This window comes from Kosakonia sp. PSU_27, from assembly GCF_039409795.1.
Lineage (GTDB): Bacteria > Pseudomonadota > Gammaproteobacteria > Enterobacterales > Enterobacteriaceae > Kosakonia.
In genome coordinates, this window is sequence record NZ_JBCIVK010000004.1 from 41674 (window position 1) to 64625 (window position 22952).

A 22952-nucleotide genomic window follows, 5' to 3' on the forward strand; every position below is an offset into this window, starting at 1 on the left:
ATCCTTCTCAACTCAAACTTAAAGACCAGAACTGTCATGAAAAAGACCAAAATTGTTTGCACCATCGGTCCGAAAACCGAATCCGAAGAGATGCTGGCGAAAATGCTGGACGCTGGCATGAACGTCATGCGTTTAAACTTCTCTCACGGTGACTATGCTGAGCACGGCCAGCGCATCAAAAACCTGCGCAACGTGATGAGCAAAACCGGTAAAAAAGCGGCAATTCTGCTGGACACCAAAGGTCCGGAAATCCGCACCATCAAACTGGAAGGTGGCAACGACGTCTCCCTGAAAGCAGGTCAGACTTTCACCTTCACCACTGACAAATCTGTTGTCGGCAACGCGGATACGGTTGCCGTGACCTACGAAGGTTTCACCAACGATCTGAGCGTTGGCAACACCGTACTGGTAGACGATGGTCTGATCGGTATGGAAGTGACCGAAATCGTTGGCAATAAAGTTATCTGTAAAGTGCTGAACAACGGCGACCTCGGTGAAAACAAAGGCGTTAACCTGCCAGGCGTTTCCATCGCCCTGCCGGCGCTGGCTGAAAAAGATAAGCAAGACCTGATCTTCGGTTGCGAACAAGGCGTCGACTTTGTTGCGGCCTCCTTTATCCGTAAACGTTCTGACGTGGTTGAAATTCGTGAGCACCTGAAAGCTCACGGTGGCGAGAACATCCAGATCATCTCCAAAATTGAAAACCAGGAAGGCCTGAACAACTTCGATGAAATCCTCGAAGCCTCTGACGGCATCATGGTTGCGCGCGGCGACCTGGGCGTAGAAATCCCGGTTGAAGAAGTGATCTTCGCGCAGAAGATGATGATTGAAAAATGTATCCGCGCTCGCAAAGTCGTTATCACTGCGACCCAGATGCTCGACTCCATGATTAAAAACCCGCGTCCGACCCGCGCTGAAGCTGGCGACGTGGCTAACGCCATCCTCGACGGCACCGACGCCGTGATGCTGTCTGGCGAATCCGCTAAAGGGAAATATCCGCTGGAAGCGGTGACCATTATGGCCACCATTTGCGAGCGTACCGATCGCGTGATGACCAGCCGTCTGGATTTCAACAACGACAGCCGTAAACTGCGCATCACGGAAGCGGTTTGCCGTGGCGCTGTTGAAACCGCTGAAAAACTGGAAGCTCCGCTGATTGTTGTTGCGACTCAGGGCGGCAAATCTGCTCGCGCTGTACGTAAATACTTCCCGGATGCCACTATTCTGGCGCTGACCACCAACGAAGTGACCGCGCGTCAGCTGGTGCTGAGCAAAGGCGTTATCCCGCAGCTGGTGAAAGAGATCTCTTCTACAGATGATTTCTACCGTCTGGGTAAAGAAGTGGCGCTGGAAAGTGGTCTGGCAAGCAAAGGCGACGTAGTTGTTATGGTTTCCGGCGCACTGGTTCCGAGCGGCACTACAAACACGGCTTCTGTCCACGTTCTGTAATAATCGCCGGACAATTCAGACTGATTAAAAAAGCGCCCTTGTGGCGCTTTTTTTTATATTCCCGCCCCCATTTAAAATAAAAAATCCAATCGGATTTCACTATTTAAACTGGCCATTATCTAAGATGAATCCGATGGAAGCTCGCTGTTTTAACACGCGTTTTTTAACCTTTTATTGAAAGTCGGTGCTTCTTTGAGCGAACGATCAAATTTAAGTGGATTCCCATCAAAAAAATATTCTCAACCTAAAAAACTTTGTGTAATACTTGTAACGCTACATGGAGATTAACTCAATCTAGAGGGTATTAATAATGAATCGTACTAAACTGGTACTGGGCGCGGTAATCCTGGGTTCTACTCTGCTGGCTGGTTGCTCCAGCAATGCTAAAATCGATCAGCTGTCTTCTGACGTTCAGACTCTGAACGCTAAAGTTGACCAGCTGAGCAACGACGTGAACGCAATCCGTTCCGACGTTCAGGCTGCTAAAGATGACGCAGCTCGCGCTAACCAGCGTCTGGACAACCAGGCTCACTCTTACCGTAAGTAAGAGTTCCTGTAATGAAATGGCGCACTCGGTGCGCCATTTTTTTGCCTGTAATTTGCCCTTCCTGTTCGCCTACTGCGTTACCGCCTCCTGTTGGGCTTCTGCATCCACCGTCGTACCTTTCGCATTGTTCTGTACGGACAACACACTTTCTTTCGACGCTGCCGCCGCTGTCTTAACCGGAATCGCTATCGGATAACCCGCCCTACGATTCAACGCCTGCGTAATCATGCCACTATCACCGCCGGCATTATGAATAAACGCTTCCAGCGCGGGAGAGAAGGTGATCGGCACCGTCTGCGTATTTTCTTCAACCTTTTGTGCCAGCGGACGATGCACTTCAATAAAGTGCCGCCCGTCAGGCTCTACGGTGTATTTCACCGGTTCGTTGATAATCGTCACGCGCGTACCAGCCGCAACCTGTGCAAATAACGCCTGGATATCCGGCGCATTCATGCGGATACAGCCTGAGCTGACCCGTAACCCAACGCTGTCCGGCGCATTGGTACCGTGGATAAGATATTCGCCATTGCCAATCCCCAGACGCAGCGCAAAGCGCCCTAACGGGTTATTTGGCCCTGCGGGTATCACCGGTGGCAATTCAATACCGTTGGCTAATGAACGCGCGCGAATGCCCGCTGTCGGTGTCCAGGTTGGGTTCGGGATCTTCTGGCTGACCCGCGTCACCGAAACCGGCGTTTCCAGCCCCTGTTGGCCAATACCTATCGGGTACACCTGCACACTATTTTTCCCAGGCGGGAAATAATACAGCCGCAACTCGGCCAGATTAACCACAATCCCTTCGCGCGGCGTATCGGGCAAAATCATTTGTGAAGGGATGGTGACGATCGTACCCGGCCTCGGTACGGGTGCAATCGTGTTATTGGCTTCAAGGATCAACATTGCTGCCGTGTCGAAATGACGGGCGATCGCCTGCAGGTTTTTATCCCCCGCCTGCACGGTGTAAGTCTGGTTTTGCCCAATAACGCGGCTCCCGTCGGCAGGCAGAGGATATTCTGCCGCACGAGCCACCTGGAGTGCGCTTAAAGCGCCGAAAAGACATAAGGAGAGCAAAGACGCGCGTTTCATACTGAAGTTCCTGTATCCACTGACAAGGTGTCAGAAAGCTGAAGATCCAGCGAGGCGTATAACGCCTCGCATCGTAACAGGATGAAAAATGGTCTTTTAAGTTTAGCTAATGTTGGCGGCTTTGTTGCGAATCGCGCGGATCATCGCCTCAAGCCCCTGTGAGCGAGAAGGCGTCAAATGTTGCGTAAGGGACATCTTTTCAAACCACGGGCGCACGTCAAACGCCACAATATCCTGCGCGGTCATCTGCTGATAGAGCACAAAGACGATAGCAATAAGTCCTTTGACAATCGCGGCGTCACTGTCGCCTGCCAGCTCAATCACCCCCGCTTCATTGCGGTGCATGACAATCCAGACCTGGCTCTGACAGCCCTGTATAATGTTCTCAGGATTGTGCGCGTCGGCACTTAATTCCGGTAGACGCTGCCCCAGCTCAATAATATAGAGGTACTTCTCTTCCCAATTGGCACAGCGGCTAAAATTGCGCAGCAGTTTCTCTTTATCGGGTAATGCGGCCATTTTTGCCTCTCACGTTAGCCCAGTAACTGATGAATGCGTTTCAGGCCAGTTACCAGACGATCCACCTCTTCTTCCGTATTGTACATAACCAGTGACGCGCGACACATGGCGGGAACATGGTAAAACGCCATCAGCGGCATCGCACAGTGGTGGCCGGTGCGCACCGCAACGCCGTAATTATCGAGAAAACTGCCGACATCATAGGCGTGGTGTTTCCCGAGATTAAACGCGATGACGCCCTTGCGCTGGGCCGGGCCATAAAGCGTCAGATCCGGCACATCCGCCAGCGCATTGAGTGCGTAATGCATCAGCGTCTGCTCGTATTCACCAATCGCTTCCAGCCCCAGCTTACGGACATACTCAATTGCCGCACCAAGTCCGATAATGCCGCCTGTGTTCGGCGTACCGGCTTCAAAACGCCACGGCGCTTTCGCATAGGTTGTGCCTTCGGCCAGGCTCACGGTGGCGATCATCGAGCCGCCCCCTTCCCACGGCGGCATATCCTGCAAGATAGCCTCTTTGGCATATAACACGCCAATACCCGTAGGCCCATACAGTTTATGTCCGGAGAAAACATAAAAATCGCAATCCAGCGCCTGCACATCCACCGGATGGTGCATGACCGCCTGCGCGCCGTCCACCAGCACTTTCGCACCATGCTGATGCGCCAGCGCAATGATTTCCGCCACCGGGTTTTCGGTGCCCAGCACGTTAGACACCTGCGTGATCGCCAGCAGCCGCGAGCGTTCATCCAGCAACGTTGGCAACACATCCAGTTGCAGCGTGCCATCCTGCTTAAGCGGGATCACGCGTAACTCCGCGCCCACGCGCTCGCACAGCATCTGCCACGGAACGATATTGGCGTGGTGTTCCATCGCGCTAATGATAATGTTGTCGCCCGCGCGCACCTGGCTGTTACCCCAGCTGTTCGCCACCAGGTTAATTCCTTCGGTCGTGCCGCGCACAAACACCAGCTCTTCCGGCAACCGTGCGTTAAGGAACGCCGCGGCCTGCACCCGCACGTTTTCCATTCGCTGGGTGGCTTCCGCACTGAGCGTATGAATACCGCGGTGTACCGCCGCATACCCGTGGCGGAAAAATTCAGCTTCGGCATCAATGACCTGGTTCGGTTTTTGCGCACTGGCCGCGCTGTCGAGATAGGCCAACGGTAGTCCGTTCACTTCACGCTGCAGCACCGGGAAATCGGCACGAACGGCGTTCACGGGAAAACTCATACTCTGCCCCCTGCCAGGCGCTGGCTGATACGCGCCAGAACCTGTTGTTTCAATGCTTCGTCGCTAATGGCTTCCGTCAGTTCAGCCGCGAAAGCATGGATTATCATCTGTTGCGCCGCCTGTTGATTGATGCCGCGCGAGCGCAAATAAAACATCTGTTCATCATCAATGCGGCCTACCGTCGCACCGTGGCTGCATTTCACATCATCGGCATAAATTTCCAGTTGTGGCTTGGTATCCACCTCCGCCAGGCGTCCGAGCAACAGATTATTATTGGTCATCTGCCCGTCGGTTTTGATGGCATGTTGCGCAACTTTGATCAGGCCATTAAACACCGCGCGGCCTTTATCGCTGACGATGGTTTTATGTAGCTGGCGGCTGTTGCAGTAGCCCTGATTATGCTCAAGCCAGGTGCGGGTATCGCACACTTCCGCTTTCACCGGCATCGCCAGGCTGTTGATGCGCAACTGCGTGTTTTCGCCATTAAGTTGCGTACTGGTGTTGTGGCGCAACACCGCGCCGCCGAGCAGGAAACAGTGACTATCTGCCGCCGCATCCGCCGCAAGCAAGATGTCATTGTGCGCAAAGTGGTAGCTTTGCGGATTTTCAAACGCCAGTTTGACGTGGTGCAGGTGCGCATTCGCCGCCACATTCATCGTCAGGCGTGAGCCCGTAAAGTGGCGCGCATCGTTCAGGCTGACGTAATGTTCGTAAATTGTCGCTTCCGCCCCCTGGGCAAGCTCAAGATGGTGGCGATAATGGGCGGTATTCATCTCGTCGCCCGCCAGCCCTTGAGTAATATGCATAAGCAGCAACGGTTTAGCAGGACGCTGGTTACGCGCTACCTGAATCCAGGTCACGCTCTGCGCCAGGCTTTCTGTCAGATGCAGGAACACTTCCGGCTGCACCGGCGCAGGCAGCGCCTCCCGCACATCAGCAAATTTGACCTCAAAACCAGAACCCGCGGTGTCATCGCTCAGCGCCGCGTTAAACTGACCATCGACAAACACCAGTCGTACGGCATCCACCGGCAATGCCAGCGTATCGCGCTGCCCGGCACCAATCGTACCAGAGGTACTCACAAACTGGCTGTTCAGTAAGCCTTCCAGCGGCGTGTATTTCCAGTTTTCATGTTTGCGTGTCGGCAACCCTAAACGCAGCATTTGCTGCAGATGCTGCTGCGCCGATTCAGAACGCGCACCGCCCTGCGTTTCAAACAGATGATGCCACTGTTGCAGCGCGTTACTGCTGTTCGGTAAGCCAGCCATAGCCCTGCTCCTCCAGTTGCTTAACCAGCGTGAAATCACCGGATTTCACGATGCGCCCCTGATACAACACGTGTACGAAATCCGGTTTGATGTAATCCAGGATCCGCTGGTAGTGCGTAACAATGATAAATGCGCGTTTTTCGTCACGCAGTGCATTCACCCCTTCGGCAACAATTTTCAGCGCATCAATATCAAGACCGGAGTCCGTTTCATCCAGAATGCACAGATCGGGTTCCAGCACCGCCATTTGCAGAATGTCGTTACGTTTTTTCTCACCGCCGGAGAAACCGACATTGACCGAACGGGTAAGCAGATCTTCCGGCATTTTCAACAGCTTAATTTTTTCTTCCATTAGATCCTGGAAATCAAAGCGGTCCAGCGCCTCTTCGCCGCGATATTCACGCACCGCATTAAGCGCCGTTTGCAGGAAAAACTGGTTACTGACGCCGGGGATCTCTACCGGATACTGGAACGCCATAAACACCCCTTCACCGGCACGCTCTTCCGGCGAAAGCTCCAGCAAATCTTTGCCTTTAAACTCGACGCTGCCGCCTACCACTTCGTAATCTTCACGTCCGGCAAGCGTCGCGGAAAGCGTACTTTTCCCGGAACCGTTCGGCCCCATAATCGCGTGGACTTCACCAGGGCGCACGTCCAGGCTCAGGCCGCGCAGGATCTCTTTATCTTCAACGCTTACCTGCAAGTCTTTAATACTTAACATTTCTTATCCTTTAATCCTTAACCGACGCTGTGTTCAAGGCTGATAGCCAGCAGTTTTTGCGCTTCAACGGCGAACTCCAGCGGCAGTTCAGAGAAAACGTCTTTACAGAAGCCGTTGACGATCATGGAAATGGCATCGTCTTCACTGATCCCGCGTTGCAGGCAGTAGAAGAGCTGGTCTTCACCAATACGCGATGTCGTGGCTTCATGCTCAAGCTGCGCGCTGTTATTACGGCACTCGACATACGGGAAGGTGTGCGCCCCGCAATCCGGGCCAATCAGCATCGAGTCACACTGGGTGAAATTACGGGCATTGGTCGCCGTCGGCATGATTTTCACCAGCCCGCGATAGCTGTTCTGGCTATGTCCGGCGGAGATCCCTTTGGAAATAATCGTCGATTTGGTGTTCTTGCCGATATGGATCATCTTGGTGCCGGTATCCGCCTGCTGATGCCCGCTGGTCAGCGCGACGGAGAAGAACTCACCGATCGAGTTATCGCCGCGCAGAATGCAGCTCGGGTATTTCCAGGTGATGGCGGAGCCCGTCTCAGATTGCGTCCACGACATCTTGCTGTTTTCGCCTTCGCACAGCGCACGCTTGGTCACAAAGTTGAGAATGCCGCCGGTGTTGTTATCCCCCGGGAACCAGTTCTGCACCGTGGAGTATTTCACTTCCGCGTCTTTGTGGATGATCACTTCCACCACTGCCGCGTGCAGTTGATAGCTGTCGCGCACCGGTGCGGAACATCCTTCGATATAGCTGACGTAGCTTCCTTCATCCGCCACCAGAATGGTGCGCTCGAACTGGCCGGTTTTTTCCGCGTTAATGCGGAAATAGGTCGACAGTTCCATCGGGCAACGCACGCCTTTCGGGATATAGATAAACGTCCCATCAGAGGCGACGGCGGCGTTAAGCGCGGCGAAAAAGTTGTCATTGGAAGGCACCACCGTTCCGAGGTATTTTTTAACCAGTTCCGGGTGGTCATGGATCGCCTCGCCGAACGAGCAGAAGATGATCCCTTGCTCCGACAATTTTTCCCGGTACGTTGTTGCCACCGAGACGGAGTCAAAAATGGCGTCGACCGCCACGTCTTTACCTTCGCGTACCGGAACGCCAAGCTGGTTAAAGGCCTCTTCGACCTCTTCCGTCAGCCAGGCATTTGCACCGGTCTGTTGCACCGCACCGGGCTGCGAGGCGCACGTGTCGTCGCAGTTGCCACAGGAAGGTGCGGAGTAGTAACTGTAATCCTGATAATCCAGTTTTTCGTAATGCGCTTTCAGCCAGTGCGGTTCTTCCATCTCCAGCCACGCCCGGAAGGCGTTCAGGCGGAATTCGAGCATCCAATCTGGCTCGTTGCGTTTCGCTGAAATGGCCCGCACGACATCTTCATTGATGCCTTTTGCCAGCTCGTCGGTGCTCAACCGGGTAAAAAAGCCCTCTTTATAATTGAGGTTGCCGCCGGTCCAGATTTTGACATCGTCAGTTGCTTCAGTATTACGAGACATAGTACCGCCTATACCCCGAAACTTTCGCCACAGCCGCATTCGTGCTGGGCTTTCGGGTTATGAAATTTGAAGATCTGATTTAAACCTTCACGCACGTAATCCACTTCGGTGCCGTCAATAAACGGCATCGCTTGCAGCGGTACGTAAAGGCGTGCGCCGTCAGATTCGTAAAGCAAATCGTCTTCGCTCGGCTCCGTCACGGTATCGAGTACATAACCAAAACCTGCGCAACCCGTCTGCTTGATACCCAGCCGTACGCCGAGCACGCCGGCCTGCTTACTGGCCAGCGCACGGATATGTTCTGCAGCAGCGGGGGTCATGGTTAGCCCCCGCCACGTAAAATCTTGCGGATTAAATGATTCCATCGTTTACCTCACATCAGCAGATCAAAGGCTCATAATGCTATGTTAGTGATAATGATTATCACTTCAACCTCTTTTCCGAAGGGTTATTCCCCACAGGCCCCTTTTTTCGGCACATGGTATAAGCATAGACTCTGCGCAAAGGCTTAACAGGTAAGTGAAAATTTGTTTAATAAATTGATAAATAATGACTTTAGTGGGCACAGCGGCAAGTAAGAGATGAAAACGAAAAGATGTATAGCCAATGCCTATTATTGAGATAGGGTTTCGGTATTTTTTACTGTAAAAAGTGACCCGCTTATCAAAACATTATCTTCGCGCATAACGGCGTCTTAGACGCATAACCCAAACTTCGGCGCTTTGCGTTATTAAATTAATCTCCAGTGATATCAATAGGCCGCACGTCGACGGCAAAATAGTCATAGTAAAAAGTTGAACTGGATGCTGGAATGAGTGTCCGAAAGCGAGGATTTTTTACCACATTTGAGCAAGTTATGGATAAAACAGCGTTGATTTTGTTACTGCTCGCGGTGGTGGTTCTGGTGGTGGGGTTATGGTCAATTTTCAGCGAAACGCTATGGATAGTAGCCAGCTTCCTGGAAACCTTGCTTTACCCAACTATCTCCACGCCGGAGTGAGGTTATGGTGTTCTGGCCGCTCTAGCGAAAATGGCACTGGGATAAGAAAAAACGTTCAAAAAATAAGAAATTACTCCCTCATTTCTCAGATGAAGTCAGTTATCTTCGTTTTTTTGAAAATGCGCTCACGTCGCTGAGCCATCAAACAAGGAGAGTATTGATGAATGCAAAACCAATGATGTCTTATTTAGATAGCGGAACGGGTTTTCCCGTGCTGTTGGGCCACAGCTATTTGTTTGATAAATCGATGTGGTCGCCGCAAATTGAAACGCTCAGCCAGCACTTTCGTGTGATAGCGCCAGATTTGTGGGGACATGGCGAATCCCCCGCGTTGCCAGGCTCCCCCTCCTCTCTGGCCGATATTGCTGCAGACCATTTGGTTTTAATGGATTCGCTCAATATCGACCAGTTTGCCGTGGTCGGCTTGTCGGTTGGTGGAATGTGGGGAGCAGAACTCGCAGCCGCCGCACCTGCGCGGGTTAAGGCGATGATGTTATTTGATACCTTTATCGGCGATGAAACCGATCTGGCGCGAGAGCGTTATTTCGCGATGCTCAACGCCATCGATGCGACTGGCACCATTCCCCCGGAGTTACTCGACTATATCGTCGGTCAATTTTATTCGCAGTTTGCCGCGCCTGCAGATGTTCAGCAACTCACCGCTTATCTTTCCTCACTTTCTGCTGAGCAACTTCGCAGCAGTATTGTGCCGCTCGGTAAATTGATTTTCGGTCGACCAGATCGGATGACCATTCTGGATTCTGTGGCTTGTCCGGCGCATGTGGCAACTGGCGAACTGGATCTGCCGCGCCCGCCCGTGGAAGGGCGACAGATGGCTGAAGCATTAGGTTGTCAATTCACACTGATTCCAAATGCGGCGCATATCAGTAACCGGGAAAATCCTGAATGTGTTTCACAATTGATCGTCGATTTCCTGAAACAATATTGTTGATCCCTCATTACATTGCGAAAGCCAGGTAATTAGCACAACCGGCGATAGTCTATTGCTAACCCTTTAATTAACCGGACGGGAAATATGTTTCCCGTCCGTTCTTCTTGTTATTCATGACCAGGTTATTACCGTCATAAAACTGTCATTATATTTTTATGTTTGGCCGTCTATTTTTATACGCATCCTGAATACACCTTCAATACCTCGGTTAAACAGCAAGGCCCAAAAAACGAATAAAAATCCAGGCTTATAAACACGCGTGCATTACCAGCAGACATCTTACTAATGGTTAATATTGTTAATTCATTCGTGCTTTATTGTCATAAGCCAAACATTGGGCAGGAGCGCGTTAAGCCTATTGGCAGCCAGTCACCTTTCCCACAACAAAACAACAACCTAACACAAACTCATTGTAAGTCTCACCACCATAAAACCGCCAAAATATAAATATTAAGAATAATCTTCTTTGTTAATTTATAGATTTAAGCGATCATTTTCATGATAGTAATAGATATAGACTATCAAAATAAGATAATCGATCATTTAAAACAATTTTCAATCATTATCAGGGCCTGTGTAGAATTGAAAATTGTTTATTAAGAATGTCCTGTTCTTTTGAGTAGGGGCGAAATCAGGAAAATGAAAATTAACACACTGGAAATTAATGGCAGAAAATTCCTGATGACGGCTGAGTTTCACCCCATCATTACTCTCTCAGGAAAAAACATTCTCCGCTATCAAGCGGTGGCGCAATTTTATAACGCTGAGGATTTTCTCATTCCCGCAGAGCAAATAGCCGCTCTGCTGGAAGAAACGGCGGTCAGCAGAAAAGTAACTGATTTTATTTTTGAAGTTATTTGTCATGTACTAAAAATGAAAGAAACAATGACGGTTTCATTCATTTTATCGCCGCAGCTGGCTAATGATATGGATCATCTTACCCAGCTCCTTGAACGCTGCCAGCACAGTAATATTGCCCCGCAACGTATCGAAATTGAGGTCAGCGACAAAATGACTTATCCTCAATTTATCAGTAAGTTACCTTCATTAAAGAAAGCCAAAGAGTATGGCTTTATGGTTTCACTCGGTAAATTTGGCTGTGGAAATGAACATGCAGAGCGCCTGCAATTGTTTGCGTTCAATACTATTAAAATCGATCGCTCCCTTGTCGATGGCATTGCCCGCCACCCGGCAAAACTTTCAACACTGCACCGTTTCATTGACAGCGTAATACCTGCCGGGACGAATGTGATTTGTGAAGGCGTGGATAGCACAGCCGACCTCGCTCTGCTTAACAGGTATAACACCGGCGGTATTCAGGGGTACACCTTTTCCCGCCCGCTAACTTTTAAGCAACTCCAGCTACTGGAGGGGTTTTAAACTCTCATAAAAGCCGCTGGCGGGTGATTGGGTAAAGGCGCTATCCCAGGCAGGCTGCCCGTGTACTATTCCTCTGCGTTTTCGCGGGTGCAGACGATCGCTTTATCGTTGGTGTGCTTGCTGTCCGCGTAGAAGAAGGCTTTTTTACCCGTTTCAATCTGCGTGATGATATGGATCGCCGCCCAGTTGGTAGCCTTGTTTTGATCCTGGCTGTCGGTATAAATCAGCGAGCGGCCGGAATATTGATCGGAGATATCATACGGATTCTCCTGTGGATTCGTGTAATGTCGACCATTGACAGTGAGCCCATCCGGTTCGACGCTGGCGCGGTATTCATCACACTGCAGCGTGATACCCGCAGCCGATGAATACGCCGATAATAAGGCTAAACAGCCGCCCGCAATAAACTTGACCATAACCATCCCGTATACATGTTGTTGGCAACAGAATAATACAACGCCCCTGAGAAGGGGCGCGTTAACAAAGGTTAGTTATAAAGCGAAGGTTCGCCGACCGGGCGGGTTTTAAAACGCCGGTGGATCCAGAGATACTGCTCTGGTGCGCGCAGGATTTCGCGCTCAATCACTTTGTTCATGTAACTGGCGGCAGCAAACTCATCCTGAACCGGATAGTCATTCAGCGCCTGGCCGATATGCAGCGAATAACCGGAGCAATCCTCTTTACGCACCATCGTGACCGTCAACATTTTCGCCCCGGAAAGGCGCGATAAGACGTAGGTACCGTTGGTGGTTGCCGCGTTTTGCACACTGAAGAACGGGGCGAAAATACTGCCTTTGCGACCGTAGTCCTGATCCGGCGCGAACCAAACGGCTTCCCCTTGTTTCAGCGCATTGACCAGACCTTTCAGGTTACGGCGATCAATCATCGATTTATTGGAACGCATACGCCCGCGCGTCTGTACCCATTCCATCAACGCATTATTATGCGGGCGATAGGTTGCCATCATTGGCTGACAAAGCCCCATTACGCGCCCGCCCAGCTCCAGCGACATAAAATGCACACCGACCACCATCACACCACGCTGGCTGGCCTGGGCGGCCTGCAAATGCTGATAACCTTCGACATCAAACCAGCGGCGTACACGCTTATCCGACCAGAACCACGCCATGCCGGTTTCAATCAACCCCATGCCCAACGACATAAAGTTTTTCGCAATCAGCCGCTCACGCAGTTCATCGCTCATATGGGGGAAACATAATTCGAGATTACGGCGGGCGATACGTTCACGGCGCTGCAGGAATCGACGTGATTGCCGCCCCAGCCCCGCGCCAAGGCGGGCAAGAACAGGATAAGGAAGTTGAACGAGCAGCCAGAGCAAACCTAATCCGGCCCATGTCACCCAATGGCGAGGGTGTAAAAATTCGCGCTTAAACGATGTCATCATTGTTACCTAAAAGCCTTAATTCAGTAGCGCTTAAAGAGACAATGAATCACTTCATCAGGTCATTACGCGTTACAGCCACTCGCGTCGGTTGCTGACAACCGGGCGGTACATCCAGTGCCGGACAATATAGCACGAAGAGCTAAAATCTAATGCGCAGAATAATGAATAAAAAATGAAGATTTTTCGGCGGTTATACCGCCGAAAATGATTAGACCACTGCCGTGGTCAGCCGTGATGAGCAACACAGGCGGGATTGTTCGTCATAAATATCGATTTGCCAGACCTGATGCCGCCCCCCCGTATGCAGCGCCCGACAAACACCGCGCACACGCCCGCTGCGCACCGAGCGCAAGTGGTTAGCGTTGACCTCCAGCCCTACCACTTTCTGTTCCCCTTCCGTACATAAATAGCCGGCAACAGAACCGAGCGTTTCCGCCAGCACCACCGACGCACCACCGTGTAACAGGCCAAACGGCTGATGCGTTCGTTGATCTACCGGCATGCTCGCCTCCAGCGCATCGTCACTGATGCGTTCAAAGCGAATATCCAGCAACCCCACCATATTGCCATCACCCATTGCATTCAGGGCTTCCAGCGTAACCGCACGTTTCCAGATCATCCCAAAATCTCCAGTAATGCCTGTAGTGGATGGCGCACGCCATTCCCTTCGATTCGTTTAACCTGGCTGCGGCAAGAGTAGCCGGTTGCCAGACATCGATTACGCGGCAAACGCTGCATCGCCTGATGCCAGGAAAGCTCATAAATGCCCAGCGAACTGGCATGGTTCTTCACTTCATGACCATAGGTTCCGGCCATGCCGCAGCAGCCAACGCTGACATTTTCCAGTACCGCGCCGAAACGCGCAAAAATCGACGCCCATTGCCCCGTAGCACCCGGTAGCGCAGTCACTTCTGTGCAGTGGCCGAACAGATACCAGGGCTCACCGCTAAGCGCGCGTTCACCGATGTTATCCAGCGCCGCTGGCAGCCATTCATGCACCAGTTGCACATGAAAGTCCCCACGCTTATCGCCTAACGCCAGCTTGTACTCGTCGCGGTAGCAGAGCACCAGCGCCGGGTCGACACCGACCATCGGCATGCCCAGTTGTGCCACGCGGTTAAGGAAATCTGCGGTTTTTTTCGCCGTTTTTGCAAAGCGATTCAGGAAACCTTTAATGTGTTGCGCCTTGCCGTTTGGCGAGAAAGGCAGCACGACCGGCGCGAAGCCAAGCCGTTCGACCAGACGAACAAAATCGGCCACGACCTGCGCATCGTAATAGCTGGTAAATGGATCCTGCACCACCAGCACAGTTTTCGCTTTCTGCGCGGCATCGAGCTCTTCAAGCTGCTCAAGCGTCATGTTCGCCGTGCGATGCCCGACCATCTGACGCTGCAATGACGGCACCGACAGCAACGGTAAATCCACCATGCCGATATGCTTCGCGGAAAGGGAACGCATCCACGGCTGGCTCATAAAAAAGTTAAATGTTTTCGGTGCGCGCGCCATTAATGGCGCATAGCTCTCAACCGTGGCGACCAGATGATCGCGTACCGGGCGCAGATAACGGCTGTGATAGAGCTGCAGGAAGCGTGACCGGAACTCCGGCACATCAATCTTGATCGGGCATTGTGTAGAGCACGCTTTACAGGCCAGGCAGCCTGACATCGCTTCTTTAACTTCATGCGAGAAATCATACTCGCCGCGACGGGCATGCCAGCTATTGCGCGTACGCTCGATTAATGTGCGCAAACTGGCCCGCTTTTCCGGCAGCTCTTTTTCCAGCTTAATTGGATCGATGCCACGATCGGCCAGCAAACGCAGCCATTCACGCACCAGCGTTGCCCGCCCTTTTGGCGAATGAATACGGTTCGCCGAGATTTTCATCGACGGGCACATCGGGCTTTTCACATCGAAATTAAAGCATAAGCCGTTACCGTTACACTCCATGGCGCCACGCCATGAGGAACGCACGGCAATAGGAATTTGCCGGTCAAGCGTACCGCGCTTAACGTCATCCACCTTCTTCATCGGCGCGTCAATGCCTTCAGGCGGGCAAATTTTACCTGGATTCAGCCGGTTTTCCGGATCGAATGCCGCTTTGATTTTGCGTAACTCACCATACAACTGCTCGCCAAAAAACGCCGGGCTATATTCGGCGCGGAAACCTTTCCCGTGCTCGCCCCACAGCAAACCGCCATATTTTGCCGTCAACGCCACCACATCATCCGAAATGGATTTCATCAGCACTTCTTGCTGCGGATCGCACATATCCAGCGCGGGCCGCACATGCAGCACCCCGGCATCGACATGACCAAACATGCCGTAGCTCAGGCCATGTCCATCAAGCAGCGCACGGAATTCAACGATGTAATCCGCCAGATGTTCCGGCGGCACGCAGGTATCTTCCGCGAAGGGAATCGGCTTGGCTGCGCCTTTCGCGTTCCCTAATAACCCCACGGCTTTTTTACGCATGGCGTAAATGCGCTCAATGCCCGTCAGATCTTCGCACAATTGCCAGCCAATCACGCCGCCTTCACCCTTAGCCATTAACGTATCGAGGCGCTGGCACAGCGACTGCACCTGCGCATCAATCAGCGGCTGATCGTCACCGGCAAACTCAACAATATTCAGGCCAAGCAGGGTTTTGTCCGGCACATCGGTAATCAGCTCTTTCACCGAATGCCAGACAATATCTTCCCGCGCCAGATTGAGCACTTTCGAATCTACGGTTTCGACGGAGAGCGCCCGCGCTTCCACCATAAACGGCGCATTGCGCAGCGCGGAATCAAACGAATCATATTTAACGTTCACCAGACGGCGAACTTTCGGCAGCGGCGTGATATCAAGGCGCGCTTCGGTAATAAACGCCAGCGTCCCTTCTGAGCCGGTCAGAATGCGGGTTAAATCAAATTCGGTCATCTCGTCATTAAACACATGACGCAGATCGTAACCGGTAAGAAAACGGTTCAGTTTGGGGAAGTTATCCAGAATCAGCTGACGGTTATCGCGACAGCGCTCCAGCACCGTTTTATAGATACGCCCGATAGCGGTGCTGGCATTACCCAGCGTTTCTGCCAGCGCCACCGGCATCGCCTGCGTATCGAGGATATCGCCACCCAGTAACACAGCGCGGACACCCAGCACATGGTCGGAAGTTTTCCCGTAAACAAGGGACCCCTGCCCGGAAGCGTCGGTGTTGATCATTCCCCCCAGGGTCGCGCGGTTGCTGGTCGACAGCTCCGGCGCGAAGAAGAAACCGTAGGGTTTCAAATACTGGTTGAGCTGATCTTTGATAACGCCCGCCTCAACGCGCACCCATCCCTCTTCAGGATTGATTTCCATAATGCGGTTCATATAGCGGGACATATCAACGATGATGCCCTGGTTCAGCGCCTGGCCATTGGTGCCGGTACCGCCGCCGCGCGGAGTAAAGACCAGCGTACGAAAACGCGGCTCGGCCGCGAGGCGTGTGATCAAGGCAACGTCGGACGTTGAACGAGGGAAAACGACGGCATCGGGTAATAGCTGGTAAATACTGTTGTCTGTCGCCATCGTTAGCCTGTCGGCGTAGCTGGTGGCGGTATCACCGGTAAAACCTTGTTGCTCCAAAGCCTGCAAAAAATTCAGCACCAGTTGAACGACGCCCGGTGCCTGGGAAATCTGTGGGATCATTATGCTTGACCCTGCCTGACTGTTAGTGTTGTGAATAGTTAATCGTTTGCTTTAAGCATTCATCGTTGTATCACATTTTTTTCTTATGCGCCCATGAGAATTACAGGCAGAATCGGACTGTCCAAAACCGCTGAAATCATTAATCATTATCACTGGTGATTTCCAGAAACACCGAATTTTCAGCCACTCAATAAGGTGAGTAAATCGTATGGTTGATCTACGTCAGTCCAGGGATGTACCGCAAATCATGCTGTCGGTACTGTTTTTAGCAATCATGATTATCGCCTGTCTGTGGGTCGTCCAGCCCTTCATCCTCGGTTTTGCCTGGGCGGGAACGGTGGTGATCGCCACCTGGCCACTGCTGGTACGCCTGCAACGCGTGCTGTTTGGCCGCCGATCGCTGGCAGTGTTAGTGATGATGCTGCTGTTGATCCTGCTGTTTATCATTCCTGTCGCGCTACTGGTTAATAGCCTGGTGGACTCCAGCGGCCCGGTGATCCATGCCATCAGCACCGGCGCCATGTCACCGCCGGATTTAGCCTGGCTAAACAGCATCCCTTTCGTTGGTGAGAAGCTCTATGCGGGCTGGCACAGCCTGCTGGATATGGGCGGCAGCGCCATTATGGCCAAACTGCGGCCGTACGTAGGCGCGACAACCACCTGGTTTGTCGGCCAGGCCGCGCATATCGGACGCTTTATGCTGCACTGCGGCCTGATGTTGCTGTTCAGCGCCCTGCTTTACTGGCGTGGTGAGCAAGTTGCCAGAGGGATCCGCCATTTCGCCATTCGTCTTGCCGGGAAACGAGGCGATGCCGCTGTGCTGTTGGCAGGCCAGGCTATACGCGCCGTAGCGCTTGGCGTGGTGGTCACCGCGCTGGTGCAGGCCGTGCTTGGCGGCGTTGGTCTGGCCATTTCCGGCGTGCCCTACGCCACGTTGTTTACCGTGGTCATGCTGATGACCTGTCTGGTGCAGCTCGGGCCGTTACTGGTGCTGGTTCCGGCCATTATCTGGCTTTACTGGAGCGGAGATTCCACCTGGGGCACCGTGTTGCTGGTCTGGAGCTGCATTGTCGCCACGCTGGATAACTTCATCCGCCCGGTACTTATTCGCATGGGCGCGGATTTACCGCTGATCCTTATTCTTTCAGGGGTAATTGGCGGACTGGTCGCTTTCGGTATGATTGGCCTGTTTATTGGCCCGGTATTACTGGCGGTCTCCTGGCGGCTATTCTCCGCGTGGGTGAATGAAGCGCCCGAACCAGTAGCGGCAGATAATGCGCTAAGCGAAGTCGACGATTTAGATAACCCCTCCTGAAAATAATAAGGCGGGGTAGCCCGCCTTAATTATTATTAAGCGCTACTTATCATTTCAGACACGAAATCCCGCTCAGATCCCTCTGAAAGCGAAATACTGCGCGATTTAGCCCATATATCCTTCACGTCCATTTAACTAATGAGACGAATCTGATCGACGCAAAAAATCGACATGCCTACTATTAGCTCACGGTTATAAATCAACACCTTGATTTATAAGCATGGAAATCCCCTGAGTGAAACAACGAATTGCTGTGTGTAGTCTTTGCCCATCTCCCACGATGGGCTTTTTTTTCGCCGCTTTCATTTCAAGCACTTATTTGCCGGATGCAGACGCGCTTCCATTGCCGCTCACCGCGCAGGCGCCATTATCAATGGCTGCACCAATCGGTAGATAATCGAGTGCTAAATGCATCGTGCTCACATCGTGTCCGTCACAGTCACGAATATGATCGTTATACGACGCACAGCCATTAAGACCCGCGCATGCGAGCACGATATACATGAATAAATAAGCTTTCATTTGAATAACCTCAACACGATTGCAGGAAAATAAATAGATCACTTCCGCTACAGCGAAATAAAAACTGCAATAGTTAATAAATTAAAATCGTGAAAACACGATCACTCTAAACCCGCTTACGTATTTACCTGCGCCAACTGCTGATAAGATGATGCTGAGACAGCATGCGATCAACGACGTTACATAACCGGCCCTGCAGCGCCCTGTAAATCCTGCGTTCACAGGCGTAGTTCACCCACCGGATACCGCCGGGTTCAACGTCGCCAAACCCCGTCACACCATGACAAATAAAATGGACATAATGATGCGCAGCTATTTTCCCACCAGGTAAAATCTCAATAAATTTTTTCTGCAAGTACAGAGAAATAGAAAATAACGAACAGCTAAGTTACGGGAGGGAATTATATGCGGGGTAATTATCAATACAATAAATATATACCAGCGGCAGGCACGAATAGCTTACGATCGCACAAATACCTCAGGTAATTGTAAGTCATGCAGCGTGGTTGTTATTTCAGCCGGGTTATTGTTGTCTGTTTGTGCAAAAAAATAGCCCATCGAGCGATGGGCTACGATGTTATCACTGGCTGACTTCGCACTGACTCATCATTTTCCAGGCGGTGGGAAGTTCGCGGGTCTCGCCGTAAACGTTCACCGTGAGCGCTGCGCGGATATCTGCCGATGAGGCACCGATTTGCAGCTCAAACTCACCCGGTTCGACAATGCGCTGCCCGTCACGGCGCGTAAAGTTGAGCATATCCACCGGCACGATGAACGTCAGGGTTGCCGTTTCACCCGGTGATAATGCCACGCGCTGGAACGCTTTTAGCTCCTGCACCGGACGCACCATTGACGCTACTTTATCCCGGACATACAGTTGCACCACCTCGCTGCCGCTGCGATCTCCGCTATTTTTTACCTGCACCTGCACACGAATATCGTCATCAATCGCCACATCCGGTGTCAGCAACACCGGGTTCATATACTCGAACTGCGTCCAGCTCTTCCCGTAGCCAAAGGGGTAAAGTGCGCCAAAATGGAAGGCAAACGGTGTACCACCGCTTTTCAGCTTGTGGTTGTAATAATAGGGCATCGCCCCCGCGCTTTTCGGCACGCTGACGACCAGACGCCCCTGCGGCTCTGCCCGCCCGGTCAATACATCGGCAATCGCCCGGCCGCCCTCCTGCCCCGGCGCCCACGCCATTAACCATGCGGCAACGCGCGACTCCAGCCCTTGCAGGTTATACGGACGCCCACCGGTCATGACCACCACGACCGGTTTCCCGGTTGCCACTAACGACTCCAGCAACTGTTGTTGCACACCCGGCAGCGTCAGGCTGTCCGTGTCGGAACCTTCTCCCACCGTCCCGCTCTGGAACAGCCCGGCAAGATCGCCCACACAGGCAATGATCACCTCGCTTTCCTGCGCCACGCTCACCGCGTGTGGGATCAGGCTCAAATCCATGGAAACCGGTGACTGCTGCATCGGTTTACCCGACGCATCCCCGGGGAAAACGGGGGCGCCAGCCATACGTTTTTCAATAATATGGCAGCCTTTGGCATAACGGACGTTCCCCTCTCCCAGCGTCTGGCGCAGCGCCGCAAGCGGCGTGGTGACCTGCGTGGTCTCCTCCAGCATATCGCTAATGATCAAATGCACCGGGAAACTGTACCCGCTGAGCAAAGCCAGCGGATCGTCAGCGGTCGGGCCAATTACCGCCACTTTCGGCGAGCCGTTCAATGGCAGAATGCCGTTATTTTCCAGCAGCGTCATTGAGCGCGTAGCGACCTCGCGCGCTACCTGCCGCGTCCTGGCAGACTGCAGGTCGATACCCTGTTCATCGGTATAAGGCTGTTCGAACAAACCGAGGCGGAATTTCACTGCCAGCACGCGGGCGACAATTTCGTCCACTTTTGCCATGGAGATAAGGCCGCGCTCAACGGCCTCTGCCAGATGGCGTGCACAATCATCTTTTGGCAATTCAACATCCAGCCCGGCATTAAACGAGAGCGCAGCGGATTCCGCGGCATCGTGTGTCACGCCGTGATGTTGATGCAGCAGGCTGACGCCACCGTAATCGGCAACAATAATGCCCTCGAAGCCCCACTGTTCACGCAGCAAAGTGGTGAGCAAGAAATGGTCACTGTGACCCGGCTGGTTATCAATGTCGTGATAGGCTGGCATCACCGATCCTGCTTTCGCCAGCTTCACTGCCATCTCGAACGGCAGCAAAAAGGTGTCGTTCAGCTCGCAAAAGCCGAGGTGTACCGGGGCATGGTTACGCGCGCCTTCGCTAAACGAGTGGCCAACATAGTGTTTGAGCGTCGCCAGCATATCGCCCTTTTCACCCTGCAACCCGTTCACGTAGGCGCACGCCATCACCCCCACCAGCCACGGATCTTCACCAAACGTCTCTTCCGTGCGCCCCCAGCGCACATCGCGCGAGACATCCAGTACCGGAGCCAGCCCCTGTTTGCATCCGGTCGATCGCGCTTCCAGCCCGATATGATGGGCGGCACGTTGCACAAGTTGCGGATCCCAGGTGGAACCGTAGTTCAGCGAGGAGGGAAATAACGTCGCGTCTTTGCACAATAAACCCACCAGGCACTCTTCATGAAACAGTGCGGGGATACCCAACCGCGTCTCTTCCACCAACGTTTTTTGTAGCCGATTAGCCGCGCGTACACCGCGCTTCGCCTCCACTATATGCGTGCCCAGTGGACGGGTTATTTGCCCGACCCCCAGTTTAAGCCGCTGTGCCAGCGCCGCCTGCGCGCTGACACCGGCAAACTCATCGCTGAGATCGGTGCGCTCGCGGTGCTCTCCCTCTTCTGAAAGCACCAGCCACAACGCATGCATTTGCGCAAATTTCTCTTCCGGCGTCATCCGCGCCAGTAAATCCGCAACGCGTTCGGCCACGGGACGGTTTGCGTCCTGGTAGATAGCAGTCATCGGGTCACTCCTGTGTTATTGAAATCCGGGGCGGTTTGCACTGCCGTGTCGCTTTCACTGACGTCGCGTTTACGTATCAGATCTTGCGCGATACTGTCGGCAACCTGGCTATTGAGTTTGTAGCGGGTCAGCAGCAGCACCATGCAGATAAACAGCAGGCAGGGGATCAGCGTAAACAATGCGTTAATGGTCGTCAGCACCGTCGCGCTCTGGGCTGCCTGATTCGGCGCATAATCCACGGCACCAAGCACCCAACCCACGACTGCGCCGCCAAGCGCCAGGCCAAATTTTATGGCGAATAAGGCTGTCGAAAACACCAGTCCGTCGAGGCGACGCCCGCTACAGTGCTCTTCGTAATCCACCACGTCAGAGAACATGGTCCATTGCAGCGGCGTGGTCAGGTTCTGAATAAAGCTGAAAACGATATTGAGGCCAAAAATAAGCCACACTTGCGTCGGCGGGATAATAAAGATCAGCGCCGCGAAAACGACGAATGTAATAATTGTCCACTGGTAGGCGCGCACCCGGTCAAATTTCCCTAATAACCGAGCTGATAATAGCGCTCCGCTTAGGGCGGCGATCATGCCCGAAACAATAAAGGTAAATACCATATCCGGGCGCTGTAATACGTATTTGACGTAATACATCGTGGCGGAACCACGCGTTACAACCGCGGTTAACAGCAAAATATTAAACACAAAGACAATGCGCCATTGCGTATTTTTCGCCAGCAATTTGAGATCGCTGAACAGCGAACCGGAGCTATCATTGCGCGGCGTAAAACGCTCGCGTGTCATAAAGAAGCAGCCAAAGAACAGAAAAATGCCCAGTACGCCCATCATGCTCATGGCATAGAAATACCCTTTTTGATCGTTACCAGCCCCCAGATGCGCCACCAGCGGCAGGGCAATAACGGTCACGATCAGGCCGCCAATAAACGATAAACCAAAGCGCCAGGACTGCAGCGAGTGGCGCTCGTGCGGGTCCATCGTCAGCGCGCCGGGCATGGCGCAGTAAGGGACGTTAATCGCAGAGTAGATAAAGCTAAGGATGGCGTAAGTGACGCAGGCATAGAGGATTTTTGCCGTCGCCCCTGCGTCCGGGACATAAAAGGTAATAATGCAGCTCACACCAAACGGTATTGCAAACCACAGCAGCCAGGGGCGAAAACGCCCGTGTCGCGTTTGCGTACGATCCACCAGTGCGCCGATGCAAGGATCGACAAAAGCATCCACCGCGCGCACGACCAAAAACATGGTTCCCATGATGGCGGCGGGTAACCCAAACACATCCGTATAGAAATAAGCGAGAAACAGCGTTGCGGTTTGCCAGACCAGGGCGCTCGCCATATCACCCAGACCGTAACCAATTTTGTCTTTTGTACTCAGGACAGAGGAGATTGTCATTTTTATTAGCCTTGTGA

At 52.7% G+C, this 22952-nt stretch carries 20 protein-coding genes and 1 other RNA gene; 7 read left to right on the top strand and 14 right to left on the bottom strand.

The window, feature by feature from the left end:
* Nucleotides 1-36 precede the first annotated feature (36 nt).
* Together pykF and AAIG26_RS10175 are read left to right on the top strand one after the other, a co-directional pair.
* The gene (gene pykF, locus AAIG26_RS10170) at nt 37-1449 is read left to right on the top strand and encodes a pyruvate kinase PykF (protein ID WP_016496308.1); all 1413 of its coding nucleotides are present in this window, start codon (nt 37-39) and stop codon (nt 1447-1449) included.
* A gap of 310 nt (nt 1450-1759) precedes the next feature.
* Complete coding sequence (locus AAIG26_RS10175; protein ID WP_007374746.1) at nt 1760-1996, top strand: major outer membrane lipoprotein; 237 nt, start codon at nt 1760-1762, stop codon at nt 1994-1996.
* A 69-nt stretch (nt 1997-2065) separates the two neighbouring features.
* Here AAIG26_RS10175 and AAIG26_RS10180 read toward each other — a convergent pair whose 3' ends face one another.
* The 7 genes from AAIG26_RS10180 to sufA form a co-directional block, all read right to left on the bottom strand.
* Nucleotides 2066-3082, bottom strand: coding sequence for a L,D-transpeptidase family protein (locus tag AAIG26_RS10180; protein WP_313625067.1), 1017 nt, complete (start codon nt 3080-3082; stop codon nt 2066-2068).
* 102 nt (nt 3083-3184) lie between these two features.
* Complete coding sequence (gene sufE, locus AAIG26_RS10185) at nt 3185-3601, bottom strand: cysteine desulfuration protein SufE (RefSeq protein ID WP_045511461.1); 417 nt, start codon at nt 3599-3601, stop codon at nt 3185-3187.
* A 14-nt stretch (nt 3602-3615) separates the two neighbouring features.
* On the bottom strand, nt 3616-4836 hold the full coding sequence (gene sufS / locus AAIG26_RS10190) for a cysteine desulfurase SufS (protein WP_343179707.1): 1221 nt from the start codon (nt 4834-4836) through the stop codon (nt 3616-3618).
* Nucleotides 4833-6104: a Fe-S cluster assembly protein SufD gene (sufD, locus tag AAIG26_RS10195; RefSeq protein ID WP_343179708.1), complete on the bottom strand. Its 1272-nt coding sequence runs from the start codon at nt 6102-6104 to the stop codon at nt 4833-4835. The genes sufS and sufD overlap by 4 nt, the downstream gene beginning before the upstream one ends.
* Complete coding sequence (sufC, locus tag AAIG26_RS10200) at nt 6079-6825, bottom strand: Fe-S cluster assembly ATPase SufC (protein WP_016496313.1); 747 nt, start codon at nt 6823-6825, stop codon at nt 6079-6081. Before sufC ends, sufD begins: the two co-directional genes overlap by 26 nt.
* A 17-nt stretch (nt 6826-6842) precedes the next feature.
* On the bottom strand, nt 6843-8330 hold the full coding sequence (gene sufB, locus AAIG26_RS10205; RefSeq protein WP_313625061.1) for a Fe-S cluster assembly protein SufB: 1488 nt from the start codon (nt 8328-8330) through the stop codon (nt 6843-6845).
* Between the two features lie 8 nt (nt 8331-8338).
* Nucleotides 8339-8695, bottom strand: a complete 357-nt coding sequence (gene sufA, locus AAIG26_RS10210) for a Fe-S cluster assembly scaffold SufA (RefSeq protein ID WP_065368654.1) — start codon at nt 8693-8695, stop codon at nt 8339-8341.
* Between the two features lie 491 nt (nt 8696-9186).
* Between sufA and AAIG26_RS10215 the strand changes: the two genes are divergently transcribed.
* The 3 genes from AAIG26_RS10215 (at nt 9187) to AAIG26_RS10225 (ending at nt 11662) form a co-directional block, all read left to right on the top strand.
* Complete coding sequence (locus AAIG26_RS10215; protein ID WP_147271666.1) at nt 9187-9330, top strand: Ecr family regulatory small membrane protein; 144 nt, start codon at nt 9187-9189, stop codon at nt 9328-9330.
* A gap of 160 nt (nt 9331-9490) precedes the next feature.
* Entirely contained in the window at nt 9491-10282 is a 792-nt protein-coding gene (locus tag AAIG26_RS10220; protein WP_343180313.1) for an alpha/beta fold hydrolase, read from the top strand.
* A 639-nt stretch (nt 10283-10921) separates the two neighbouring features.
* Nucleotides 10922-11662 (top strand): EAL domain-containing protein, encoded by a 741-nt coding sequence (locus AAIG26_RS10225; protein WP_343179709.1) that lies wholly within the window; start codon nt 10922-10924, stop codon nt 11660-11662.
* Between the two features lie 65 nt (nt 11663-11727).
* Here the strand turns inward: AAIG26_RS10225 and AAIG26_RS10230 are convergent, their stop codons facing one another.
* From AAIG26_RS10230 to AAIG26_RS10245, 4 genes are all read right to left on the bottom strand, one after another.
* Nucleotides 11728-12078, bottom strand: coding sequence for a hypothetical protein (locus AAIG26_RS10230; RefSeq protein WP_233500380.1), 351 nt, complete (start codon nt 12076-12078; stop codon nt 11728-11730).
* A 71-nt stretch (nt 12079-12149) separates the two neighbouring features.
* Nucleotides 12150-13067, bottom strand: a complete 918-nt coding sequence (lpxP, locus tag AAIG26_RS10235) for a kdo(2)-lipid IV(A) palmitoleoyltransferase (RefSeq protein WP_343179710.1) — start codon at nt 13065-13067, stop codon at nt 12150-12152.
* 208 nt (nt 13068-13275) lie between these two features.
* The gene (gene menI / locus AAIG26_RS10240) at nt 13276-13686 is read right to left on the bottom strand and encodes a 1,4-dihydroxy-2-naphthoyl-CoA hydrolase (RefSeq protein WP_160270528.1); all 411 of its coding nucleotides are present in this window, start codon (nt 13684-13686) and stop codon (nt 13276-13278) included.
* Complete coding sequence (locus AAIG26_RS10245; RefSeq protein WP_343179711.1) at nt 13683-16739, bottom strand: FAD-binding and (Fe-S)-binding domain-containing protein; 3057 nt, start codon at nt 16737-16739, stop codon at nt 13683-13685. Before AAIG26_RS10245 ends, menI begins: the two co-directional genes overlap by 4 nt.
* Before the next feature lie 208 nt (nt 16740-16947).
* On the opposite strand from AAIG26_RS10245, the gene ydiK reads away from it, so the two are divergent.
* Nucleotides 16948-18054 (top strand): AI-2E family transporter YdiK, encoded by a 1107-nt coding sequence (ydiK, locus tag AAIG26_RS10250; protein WP_269230857.1) that lies wholly within the window; start codon nt 16948-16950, stop codon nt 18052-18054.
* Nucleotides 18055-18242: 188 nt separating this feature from the next.
* An RNA gene (gene rprA / locus AAIG26_RS10255) (antisense sRNA RprA) lies at nt 18243-18350 on the top strand.
* Between the two features lie 19 nt (nt 18351-18369).
* On the opposite strand, the gene AAIG26_RS10260 is transcribed toward rprA, so the two are convergent.
* The 3 genes from AAIG26_RS10260 to AAIG26_RS10270 all read right to left on the bottom strand — a co-directional run bounded on the left by AAIG26_RS10260 (nt 18370) and on the right by AAIG26_RS10270 (nt 22935).
* The gene (locus AAIG26_RS10260; RefSeq protein WP_016496324.1) at nt 18370-18576 is read right to left on the bottom strand and encodes a hypothetical protein; all 207 of its coding nucleotides are present in this window, start codon (nt 18574-18576) and stop codon (nt 18370-18372) included.
* Nucleotides 18577-19156: 580 nt separating this feature from the next.
* Nucleotides 19157-21529: a glycoside hydrolase family 3 N-terminal domain-containing protein gene (locus AAIG26_RS10265; RefSeq protein ID WP_343179712.1), complete on the bottom strand. Its 2373-nt coding sequence runs from the start codon at nt 21527-21529 to the stop codon at nt 19157-19159.
* Complete coding sequence (locus AAIG26_RS10270; protein WP_097407057.1) at nt 21526-22935, bottom strand: MFS transporter; 1410 nt, start codon at nt 22933-22935, stop codon at nt 21526-21528. The genes AAIG26_RS10265 and AAIG26_RS10270 overlap by 4 nt, the downstream gene beginning before the upstream one ends.
* Nucleotides 22936-22952: the final 17 nt, after the last annotated feature.